Here is an 11,732-nt window from a genome sequence, read left to right as displayed (position 1 = left end):
GGGCGGCGGTCACGCCGACCGTCCGGCCAGCGTGGACTCTCCGGTGGACAGTGCGGTGAGGAAGTGGTCGAAGGCGGTCAGGTCACCGTCGTCGAAGACCGCGGCGCAGCCGGCCTGGCGCAGCCGGTCGGCCCGACCGGCGTCGTCGCGGCCGTCCAGGCCGAGTTTGCCGCCGATCACCACCGGTACGGCGGCACAACCGGGCTCGGCCCGCAGCCGGGTGACGGCGCGCAGCCCGTCGGAGTAGCCGTGACCGTTGACGCTGCTGATGACCACCAGGCCCGGACGGTCCAGCCGGCACCGCGTGGCGAGCAGGTCGGCTGGCACACATGGACCGAGGTTGACCACCTCGTGGCCCCGCTCCCGTAGAAACAGGTCGAGAAATACCAGGTTCCAGGTGTGCGAATCCGAAACGGTACCGGTCAGCAGCACTTTTCCAACACCTTGCGAATGCGCCATCGCGGCTCTCCGGTCAGCATGGGGACGCCATTTCCGCAAAACGGTTCTCCGTCTCCGGTGACTTCGTTTTGCACAGCTCGAATATAGGAGCGGCATCGGTCGGCGGCCGGTAGTTACGGGGGCAGGTAGGTCGGCAGTCGCACCACCGCCGGTTGTGACGCCTCCGTAGCGCCACCGGAAAACCCCGTCACAGATTTACGCACGTACCAGGATGTTGTCCCCCACGCACCCGCCCGAGACCACTACAACAAGGAACGTGTCGCCCGGCGGCGGGCCGAGCAGCACGACGCCCGCCGACGGGCGGGCCGAGCAGACGGCGACGGCCCCCCACGCGGGGCGTGGAGGGCCGTGCGGAGCAGCGGTTACGCGTACTGGGCGACCAGGCTGGCCGGTCGGATGTCGGTCCAGTTGGCCTCGATGTACGCCAGGCACTCCGCCCGGCTGGCCGGGCCGAGGACGCTGTGCCAGCCACCGGGGACGGCCGCGAAGGTGGGCCAGAGGCTGTGCTGTCCCTCCTGGTTGACCAGGACCAGGAACGTGCCGTTGGGGTCCTCGAACGGGTTCGTCATGTCAGTTTCCCTTCTCGATGGGGTCGTGCACGTCGCCACCCAACTCCGCCAGCTTCCCCGCGAGGACGCCGCCGATTTCCGCGAGTGGTGCCATCTCGGTCATCCGAAGGTGGGTGGTGTCGAGGTCGTGGCAGTCCAGGACGCCGTCGACGTGCTCGGCCCAGAGCTTCGGAGTCGGTCCGTCGGTCGCGTCGGTGCGGCCGGCGGCGAAGAAGAGCAGGTCGCCGGTGAAGACCTCCGGCCGGTACGCGGCCATGATCTCGGCGTGGTTGACCGCGGCGAGCACCAGCGCGTGCACCTCGGCCTCGGTGAAGCCGGCCAGCACCGGGTCCCGGCGGCGCAGCACCTCGACCACCACCTGCGGGTCGTACCGGTCGAACAGTCCGTCGGGCAGGTCACCGCCGTCGGGGTCGCCGCTGCCGTCGTCGAGCAGCATCCGCATGACGTCCCGGTCGCTGCGCGCGGCGGCGTCGACCTCGGCTACCGGGTAGGCGTCCATCATGGCCAGCAGCTCGACCCGCTCGCCGGCGCGTTGCAGGGCGACCGCCATGGCGTGCGCGACCACCCCGCCGAAGGACCAGCCGAGCAGCCGGTACGGCCCGTGCGGCTGGACCCGGCGGATCTCGGCGAGGTACTCCTCGGCCAGCTCCGGCACGCTCGCCGCCCGGTAGCCAGGTGTGCTCAGCGCGCGGGTCTGCAGGCCGTAGACCGGCTGGTCCGCGCCGAGGTGCTGGGTGAGTCCGGCGTACGACCAGCTCATCCCGGCCCCGGGATGGACGCAGAACAGCGGACGGCGGGTGCCCCCGGCGCGCAGCGGCAGCAGCACCCCCAGGGCCGTGCCGGCGCCCCGCCCACCGGCGACGGTCGGCTCCTGCCCGCCGGCCAGGCCGGCGACGGTGGGGTGCTGGAACAGGTCGCGTACTCCGAGGTCGAGACCGAGGGTGCCGCGGATCCGGCTGACCAGCCGGGTGGCCAGCAGGGAGTGACCGCCGAGGTCGAAGAAGTTGTCGTCGATGCCGACCCGCTCGACGCCGAGCAGTTCGGCGAAGAGCTCGCACATCAGCTGTTCGACCGGGTTGCGGGGACCCCGTCCACCGGTGGCCGTCCGGGCCGGCGCGGGCAACGCCCGGCGGTCGAGCTTGCCGTTGACGGTCACCGGCAGCCGGTCCAGGACGACCAGCGCCGCCGGCACCATGTATCCGGGCAGGTTCGCCTCGGCGGTGGCCCGCAGCGCCGCCTCGTCCAGGCGCGTCCCGTCGGCGGCGACCAGGTACGCGACCAGGCGCTTGTCGCCGGGTTGGTCCTCGCGGACCACGACGGCGACCTGACCGACGCCGGGGTGGGCGCCGAGGACCGTCTCGATCTCCGCCGGTTCGATCCGGAAGCCCCGGATCTTGACCTGCCCGTCGACCCGGCCGATGAAGCGCAGCTGCCCGGTGCTGGTCCAGGCGACCAGGTCGCCGGTGCGGTACATCCGCCCGCCGGCCGGGTCGAAGGGGTCGGCGACGAACCGTTCGGCGGTACGGCCGGGCTGTCCGAGGTAGCCCCGGGCGACCTGCGCCCCGGCCAGGTACAGCTCGCCGGTGCCGCCGAGGCCGACCGGTTCGAGCCGGTCGTCGAGGACGTAGCCCCGGGTGTTGTCCAGCGGGCGGCCCAGGTACACCCCGGTCAGCTCCCGCCCGGTGGTCTCGAACCGCTGGTGGTGCGAGGCGAAGGTGGTCTCGGTGGGGCCGTAGCTGTGCACCAGCACGGTGTCCGGGCAGTGCCGCAGCACCCGCCGTACCGCCGCCGGGCTGGCCACGTCGCCGCCGGTCCAGACCTCCTTCAGCCGGGCCAGGGTGGCCAGCTGCTCGTCGGCTAGGACGTGGAACAGGCCCATGGTGAAGTAGGCGGCGGTGACGTCGTACCGTTCGATGGTGCGGGCCAGTTCCGCCAGGTCGGCGCCCTCGCCCTCGGCGACCACCAGCTCGCCGCCGTGCAGCAGCGGCACCCACAGCTCGTAGGTGGAGGAGTCGAAGCCGTACGCGGAGTGCACCAGCATCCGGCGGTGGTGTGCGACGTTCCAGCACCGGTCGGCGGCGAGTTCCCGCACGTTGCGGTGGGTGACGCCGACGCCCTTGGGCCGGCCGGTGGAGCCGGAGGTGAACATGACGTACGCCAACGCGTCGTCCGCCACGGGCAGGTCCAGGTCGTCGTCGCGGCCGTCGGCGGGCACCTGGAAGGGCACGATCCGGGTGCCCTCGGCGGCTTCGGCGCGTACCACGTCCCTGGTGTCGGTGTCGGTGAGCAGGACGGTGGCCCCGGCGTCGGCCAGGATCATCCGGACCCGGGCGGTGGGCAGGGTGGTGCCGACCGGGACGTAGGCCGCACCGCACTTGAGCACGGCGAGGGTGGCCACGATCAGGTCCGCGCCCCGGGGCATCAGCACCCCGACTGTCGACTGTGGGCGCACCCCGGTCGCCACCAGGTGCCGGGCGAGCCGGTTGGCCCGGCGGTTGACCTCGGCGTAGCTGAGTCGCCGGCCGGCGAAGGTGACCGCGGTGCGCTGCGGGGTCCGCCGGACCTGGTCCTGGAACGCCTCGGGCAGCCCGCCGTGGGTCGCCGGGACGGTGGTGTCGTTCTGCCCGTGCAGCAGCCAGTGGCGTTCGGCGGCGTCGAGCAGGTCGATCCGCCCGACCCGCTGGTCCGGGTCGGCGACCACGGTCCGCAGCAGCCGGGTGAGCCGGTCGACGAGCAGCCGGGCGGTGGCCGGGTCGAACAGGTCGGTGGCGTACTCCAGCACGCCGCCGAGGCCGGCCGGTGCGCCGTCGGCGTGGGGGTGCTCCCGGACGCTGAGGGTGAGGTCGAACTTCACCGTGCCGGTGTCGAGGGGGACGTCGGTGCCGGCCAGTGGCGAGCCGGTGGCGTCGGGTTCGGCGTTGTTCTGCACCAGCAGCATCACCTGGAACAGCGGGTGGTGGGCGGTGGAGCGGACCGGGTTGAGCTCGGAGACCAGCCGTTCGAAGGGCAGCTCCTGGTGGTCGTAGGCGGCCAGGTCGGCCTCCCGGACCCGGGTCAGCAGCTCGACGAAGCTCGGGTCGCCGGAGAGGTCGGTGCGCAGCACCAGGGTGTTGACGAAGAACCCGACCAGGTCGTCCAGGGCGTCGTCACCCCGACCGGCCACCACCGTCCCGATCGGCACGTCGGTGCCGGCGCCGTGCCGGGACAGCAGGGTGGCCAGCGCCGCCTGCAGCACCATGAACAGGGTGACGCCGTTGCCTCGGGCCAGCCGCAGCACGCCGTCGTGGGTCGCCGGGTCCAGGGTGAAGGCCACCGCGTCGCCCCGGTGGCTGGCCCGCGCCGGGCGGGGCCGGTCGGCGGGCAGCTCCAGCACCTGCGGTGCCCCGGCGAGGGTGGTACGCCAGAAGTCGAGCTGTCGGGCCAGCAGGCTCTCCGGGTCGGCGGCGTCGCCGAGCAGGTCCCGCTGCCACAGGGTGTAGTCGGCGTACTGCACCGGCAGCGGCGCCCAGTCGGGGGTGGCCCCGGCGGCGCGGGCGGTGTAGGCCTGGGCCAGGTCCCGCAGCAGCGGACCCATCGACCAGCCGTCGGCGGCGATGTGGTGCACCAGCACCACCAGGGTCCGGGTGCCGTCGTCGGCCCGCAGCAGCCAGGCCCGCAGCGGGATCTCGGCGGCCAGGTCGAAGACGTGCCCGGCCGCCGCGTCGACCGCAGCCGGCAACTCGGCGGCGGTGAGGTCGCGTACCGTCGGCTGGACCTCGGCGGTGGGCAGGATCTCCTGGAAGGGTTCGCCGTCCACGGCCCGGTAGCGGGTCCGCAGCACCTGGTGGCGGTCGGTCAGGTCGGTCAGGGCCCGGCCCAGCACCACCGGGTCGAGGTCGTGCGCCAGGCGCAGTGCGACCGGGATGTTGTACACCGCGCTCGGCCCGGTCAGCTCGTCGAGGAACCAGAGCCGGTGCTGGGCGAACGACAGCGGTACCGGCCCCGTCGTCGTGGTCGGCAGCAGCGCCGGCCGGGTGGCCACGCCGGCCAGCTCACCGACCCGCCGGTGCAGGCCGGCGGCGGTGGGGCTGGTGAACAAATCGCGTACCCCGAGCTGCACCCCCCAGACGGCGCGCACCCGGTTGACCAGCTTCGCGGCGAGCAGGGAGTGCCCGCCGAGGGCGAAGAAGTCGTCGTCGACGCCCACCCGGTCGACGCCGAGCACCTCGCCGAACAGGTCGCACATCAGCTGCTCGGCAGGGTTGCGGGGAGCCCGGCCGGCGGTGGCCGCACGGTGCCGGGGGGCGGGCAGGGCGGCCCGGTCCAGCTTGCCGTTGCCGGTCAGCGGTAACCGGTCCAGCACCACGAACGCCGTCGGCACCAGGTGGCCGGGCAGTGCCTCGACGGCGGCCTGGCGCACCTGGTCGACCACGATCGTCCGACCGGTCGGACCGGAGGTGGCGGTGGTGACGTCCCGCTCGGGTACGGCCGGGGCCAGGTAGGCGACGAGGCGTCGGTCACCGGGGCGGTCCTCCCGGACCACCACGGCGACCTGGCCGACGTCGGGGTGTCGGGCGAGGACGGCGGCGACCTCCCCCGGCTCGATCCGGAAGCCCCGGATCTTCACCTGGTCGTCGGCCCGGCCGAGCAGCTCCACCACCCCGTCCCGGGTCCACCGGGCCAGGTCGCCGGTGCGGTACATCCGGGTGCCGGGAGCACCGTACGGGTCGGCCACGAACGCCCCGGCGGTGGTGCCGGCCCGGTTCAGGTAGCCGTCGGCCAGGCCGGTGCCGGCGACGTACAGCTCACCGGTGACGCCCACCGGCACCGGCCGCAGCCGCTGGTCGAGCAGGTAGCAGCGGCGGTTGGTGAGCGGCGGGCCGACCGGCACCGGCGCGCCGGTCGGCGGGGTGTCGACCGGGTGACAGTTGGTGAAGATCATGCTTTCCACCGGGCCGTACCCGTGCACCAGACGCAGCCGGTCGAAGCGGCGTCGGGCCCGCGCCAGGTGTTCCACCGACGGTGCCTCGCCGCCGGTGATCACCTGGTCGACCGCGCCGATGGTGTCCGGGTACTCGTCGAGCAGCAGGTTGAACAGGCCGGCGGAGAGCCAGAGGGTGCTGACCCGGTGGGCGGCGACCAGGTCGGCGATCCGGGCCGGCTCGGGGCGCTGGCCGGGTTGCAGCACGCAGGTGCCCCCGGCCAGCAGCGGCCCCCAGAACTCCAGCGCGAAGGCGTCCCAGCTGACCGGGGCGCACTGCAGCCACACCTGGTCCGGTCCGAAGTCGACGAAGTCCTGCCCGGTGAGGGTGCCGACGACGGCCCGGTGGGAGCAGAGCGCACCCTTGGGTCGGCCGGTGGAGCCGGAGGTGAACATCACGCAGGCCGCGTCTCCCGGGTCGCCGGGCAGCCGCAAACCGTCGGTGGGCAGGGTGTCCAGCACGGCCGCGGCGGTGTCGAGCAGGACGGTACGGGCGGGGCGGGCGGCACCGAGCCGGCCGACCAGCCCGGTCTCGCTCACCAGGGCGCGCACCGCGGCGTCGGTGACCAGGCCGGCCAGCCGGGCGTCGGGGAACTCCGGGTCGAGCAGGGCGTACGCGGCACCGGCCTTGAGGGTGGCGAGGATGGCCACCGCCATGGTCAGGCCGCGCGCCAGCAGGATCCCGACGACGTCGCCCCGGCGTACCCCGGTCGCCACCAGGTGCCGGGCGAGCCGGTTGGCCTCGGCGTCGAGGTCGGCGTAGCTCATCCGGTCCGCCCCGCAGACCAGCGCGGTACGCCCGCCGTTCTCGGCGGCGTGCCGTTCGACGAGGTCGGTGATCCGCAGGTCCGGCGCGGCGGGGCCGGTGTCGTTGAGGGTGTCCAGCAGGTGGGTCCGCTCGGCGGCGGTGAGCAGGTCGAGGTCCGTTGTCCGGGTGTGCGGTGCGGCGGTGACCGTGGCGAGCAGCCGGGCCAGGCCGTCGGCCAGCCGGGTCACGGTGGCCGCGTCGAACAGGTCGGTGGCGTACTCCACCGCGCCGGTGATGCCGACCGGCGCGCCGGCCGGGTCGTGGTACTCACGCACCGCCAGGGTCAGGTCGAACTTCGCCACCCCGGTCCGGAACGCCAGCTCCTCGCCGGCCAACGGTCCACCGGCGGCGGTCTCGCCGTCGGGGTGGGCCCCGCCGGCGGAGTCGGGTCCGCCGTCGCGGTGGGGTCCGCCGTCGGTGACCGGTCCGCCGTCGGTGGCGTTCTGCAGCACCAGCATCACCTGGACCAGCGGGTGGTGGGCGGTGGAGCGGGCCGGGTTCAGCTCCTCCACCAGCCGCTCGAACGGCACGTCCTGGTGGTCGTAGGCGGCCAGGTCGGCATCGCGTACCCGACCCAGCAGCTCGACGAAACTCGGTTCACCGGACAGATCGGTCCGCAGCACCAGCGTGTTGACGAAGAACCCGACCAGGTCGTCCAGCGCGTCGTCACCCCGACCGGCCACCACCGTCCCGATCGGCACGTCGGTGCCGGCGCCGTGCCGGGACAGCAGGGTGGCCAGCGCCGCCTGCAGCACCATGAAGACGGTCGCGCCGTGGGCCTGGGCCAGCCGCAGCACCCCGGCGTGGGTGGCCGGGTCGAGGGCGAACGGCACCAGCTCGCCGCGTTGGCTGGCCACGGCCGGGCGGGGCCGGTCGGTCGGCAGCTCCAGCACCTGCGGTGCCCCGGCGAGGGTGCTGCGCCAGAAGGCGAGTTGCCGGGCCAGCAGGCTCTCCGGGTCGGCCGCGTCGCCGAGCAGGTCCCGCTGCCACAGGGTGTAGTCGGCGTACTGCACCGCCAGCGGCGCCCACCGCGGAGCAGCCCCGGCGGCCCGGGCGGTGTAGGCCTGGGCCAGGTCCCGCAGCAGCGGACCCATCGACCAGCCGTCGGCGGCGATGTGGTGCACCAGCACCACCAGCACCTGACCGCCCTCGGCCAACCGCAACAGCCAGGCCCGCAGCGGGATCTCGGCGGCCAGGTCGAAAACGTGCCCGGCCGCCGCGTCGACCGCGGCCGGCAGCTCGGCGGCGGTGACCTCCTCGACGGTCAGGACGGGCGCGGCGGTGTCCAGGATCCGCTGGTACGGCTCGCCGTCGACGGCCGGGTAGACCGTGCGCAGCACCTCGTGCCGCTCGACCAGGTCGACCAGGGCCCGGGTCAGGGTCGCCGGGTCGAGCCGGCGGTCCAGCCGCAGTGCGACCGGGATGTTGTACACCGCGCTCGGCCCGGTCAGCTCGTCGAGGAACCAGAGCCGGCGTTGGGCGAACGACAGCGGCAGGTGCTCCCGGTCCGGCGTGAACGCGGCGGCCAGGTCGGGCCGGTCGGTGGACTCGGCCAGGTCACCGAGGCGGCGGTCCAGCCCGGCGGGGGTGGGGGCGAGGAAGAGGTCCCGGATGCCCACCTCCACGCCGAGCAGCGACCGCATCCGGTTGACCAGTCGGACGGCGAGCATGGAGTGCCCGCCGAGGGCGAAGAAGTCGTCGGTGGCGGCGACCGTGGGCAGGCCGAGCACCTCGGCGTAGAGGCCGCGCAGGATCTCGGTACGCGGTGAGCCGTCACGTCCCGTCCCGACCGCCGGTTCCGGTGCCAGGGCGGCAACCCGACGTTCGGCCAGGGTACGGGCGACAGCCCGGCGGTCGGCCAGATGCTGCCGGTCGGTGTCGGTGAGCACGTCCAGGGCCCCGACCGGGGTGTGCGGGTCGACGGCGGCGGCCCGCAGCAGCCGCCGGTACGCCTCCAACAGCAGCCGGGCGGTGGCGGCGTCGAACAGGTCGGTGGCGTACTGCAACCAGAGCTGCACCTCGCCGTCGGCCTCGGCGACGCAGGAGAAGCTGAGGTCGAACTTGGCCTGGTCCAGGCCGGCGGGGACGATCCGCCCGTCGAGGTCGAGGATGCGCAGTTCGTCGTCGACGGCGGTGTCGACGGTGAGCATCACCTGGAAGAACGGATGGTGGGCCAACGAGCGCACCGGATTCAACCGCTCCACCACCAGGTCGAACGGCACCTCCTCATGCGCGTACGCCGCCAGATCCGCCTCCCGCACCCGATCCACCAGCTCGGCGAAACCCGGATCACCCGAGGTGTCCGTACGCAACACCACCGTGTTCACGAAGAACCCCACCAGGTCGTGCAACGCCTCGTCGGCCCGCCCCGCGACGGGGGTGCCGATCGGCACGTCCGGGCCGACACCGAGGTGGCCGAGGGCGGCGGCCAGGCCGGCGTGGAGGACCATGAACGGGCTGGCCTGGTGGGTGTCGCCGAGGTCGCGCAGCCGGCGGTGGGTGTCGGCGTCGAGTCGGGTGTGCACCGACGCGCCCCGGAAGGTGGGCTCGGTGGGGCGGGGCCGGTCCAGGGGCAGGTCCAGCACCGCCGGCACCCCGTCGAGGGTCTCGGACCACCAGGCCAGCTGCCGCGACACCAGGCTCTCCGGATCCGACTCCTCCCCCAACACCTCCCGCTGCCACAGGGTGAAGTCCGCGTACTGCACCGGCAACGGCTCCCAGGCCGGTGTCGACCCGGCGAGGCGGGCGGCGTACGCGCCGGCCAGGTCGCGCAGCAGTGGCGACATCGACCAGCCGTCGGTGGCGACGTGGTGCAGCAGCAGCACCAACACCGAACGGGTTCCGTCGACCACGAACAACCGCACTCGCAGCGGCACGTCCACCGCGATGTCGAAGATCCCGGCGACGAAGCCGTCGGTCAACGCCGCCACCTCGGCCCCGGCGCACTCCACCACGGACAGCTGCACCGGTGAGCCCGGCAACACCCGCTGCACCGGCTCACCGTCCACCGACGGGAACACCGTCCGCAACACCTCGTGCCGACCCACCACATCAACCACCGCAGCCGCCAACGCCACCCGATCCGGCACCCCCGACAACCCCACCACCACCGGCACGTTGTACGTCCCCGACGCACCCTCCAGGCGACTCAGAAACCACAACCGACGCTGCGCGAACGACAACGGGACCAGCATCTCGTCCGGGGCGGGGAGGTAGCCGGGGTCCGCAGCGGCCGGGGCGGCAGCACGCGGTGGGGTGGTGGCACGCGGTGGGGTGGTGGCACGCGGTGGGGTGGTGGCACGCAGCAGGTTGCGGTCGATCTTGCCGGTGCTGGTACGGGGCAACGCCGGCACCGCGGCGACCACCTGCGGCACCGCCGGGGCGGGCAGCCGCGCGGCGAGGTGGGCCCGGACGTCGTCGCCGTCGACCTCGCCGGTGACGTAGGCGACCAGCCGCCGCACCCCGTCGCCGAGGTCCTGGGCGACGATCGCGCCCTGGCGTACCCCGGGGTGGGTGAGCAGCACCGACTCGACCGCCGCCGGGTCGATCCGGTGGCCGTTGATCTTGACTTCGTCGTCGAGCCGGCCCAGGTAGTCGAGCTGGCCGTCGGGACGCAGCCGCACCAGGTCGCCGGTGCGGTAGGCGGGAGCGCCGTCCAGGGTGGTGAACCGGCGGGCGGTCAGCTCGGCGCGACCCAGGTACCCGTCGGCGAGGCCACCGCCGAGCAGCCACAGCTCGCCGTCGACCAGGGCGGCCCGGACACCGGGCAGGGGCACGCCGATGGGGACCGCGCCGCCGTCGTACCCGGACAGGTCGGCGACCGTGGCCACCACCGTGGCCTCGGTCGGCCCGTAGGTGTTGAGCAGCCGGACCCGGTCGCCGACGGCCCGCCGCCAGCGGGTGACCCGCTCGGGCAGCGCCGCCTCACCCCCGATGATCACGGTACGCAGCCTGTCCGGCAGCTCGACCACCCCGCTGGACAGGGCGTACGCCAGCTCGTGCCAGTAGGCGGTGGGCAGGTCCAGCACGGTCACCCCGGCGGTGGTCACCTCGGCCAGCAATTCCGGCACGTCGAGCAGCCCCGCGTCGTGCAGCACCAGGGTGCCGCCGGCGCAGAGGGTCACGAAGACCTCCTCGACGCTGGCGTCGAAGTGCAGCGGCGCGAACTGGAGCACCCGGTCGTCGGCGGTGACCCCGTAGCGGCGGAGCGCGCCGGCCACGAAGTGCGCCAACGCCGCCCGCCCGACGAGCACCCCGTTCGGGGTGCCGGTGGAGCCGGAGGTGTAGATGACGTACCCGGTGTCGGTGGGGACCCGGGTGCCGGGCAGCACCACCTCGCCGCGGCGCCGTACCTCGGCGAGCGTCGGGGGGCGGCCGGCGCAGGCGTCGGCGAGGATCGCCTCGTTGCGGGCCGGCGGGGCGTCCGGGTCCAACGGCAGGTACCCGGCGCCGGTGCGCAGCACCGCCAGGATCGCCACGATCGCCTCCACGCCCCGGGGCCGGCACACCGTGACCAGCCGGCCGGCGCCGGCACCCTCGGCGCGTAGCTGTCCGGCGCGCCGGCGCACGGCGGCGTCCAGCTCGGCGTAGCTCAGGGTCCGCGTGCCGGCGGTCAGCGCCGGCCGGTCGGGTCCGGCGGCGACCCGGGCGGCGATCGCCTCACCCACCGCGACGACCGGTCCGGCCAGCGGCTCCCCGTCGAGGATCACCGGCCGCCGCCGGGCGTCCGGGTCGGTCGCGGGCCCGGCGTGGTCGATCGATGGCATCGAACTTCCTCCTGCGGGAGTCGGGGGCGCGGCGGGGAGGTGCCTGCGGTTGCGGCGGTGCGCCTCGCCGGTACGACGAAAGGACCCGGTGGCGCGTCGACCTGAGGTTAGTCAGCGCGCCACCGGGTCAGCGGCAGTCCGCGAGGCAGGATGGTCCGCCCCGGGCGGCG

3 protein-coding genes are annotated in these 11,732 nt (G+C 74.0%); all 3 read right to left on the bottom strand.

The genetic code is table 11. The features are described 5' to 3' along the window. Positions 1 to 9 precede the first annotated feature (9 nt). The 3 genes from GA0070617_RS14955 to GA0070617_RS14945 all read right to left on the bottom strand — a co-directional run bounded on the left by GA0070617_RS14955 (position 10) and on the right by GA0070617_RS14945 (position 11,562). On the bottom strand, positions 10 to 432 hold the full coding sequence (locus GA0070617_RS14955; protein ID WP_217628817.1) for a cobalamin B12-binding domain-containing protein: 423 nt from the start codon (positions 430 to 432) through the stop codon (positions 10 to 12). A gap of 389 nt (positions 433 to 821) precedes the next feature. Then, positions 822 to 1,028 carry an MbtH family protein gene (locus GA0070617_RS14950; RefSeq protein WP_091437932.1) on the bottom strand — a complete coding sequence of 69 codons (207 nt, stop codon included), beginning with the start codon at positions 1,026 to 1,028 and terminating at the stop codon, positions 822 to 824. A 1-nt stretch (position 1,029) separates the two neighbouring features. After that, positions 1,030 to 11,562 (bottom strand): non-ribosomal peptide synthetase, encoded by a 10,533-nt coding sequence (locus GA0070617_RS14945; RefSeq protein ID WP_091437927.1) that lies wholly within the window; start codon positions 11,560 to 11,562, stop codon positions 1,030 to 1,032. Positions 11,563 to 11,732 lie beyond the last annotated feature (170 nt).

This window comes from Micromonospora yangpuensis (assembly GCF_900091615.1).
GTDB lineage: Bacteria > Actinomycetota > Actinomycetes > Mycobacteriales > Micromonosporaceae > Micromonospora > Micromonospora yangpuensis.
This window is presented reverse-complemented; position numbering and strand designations above follow the sequence as displayed.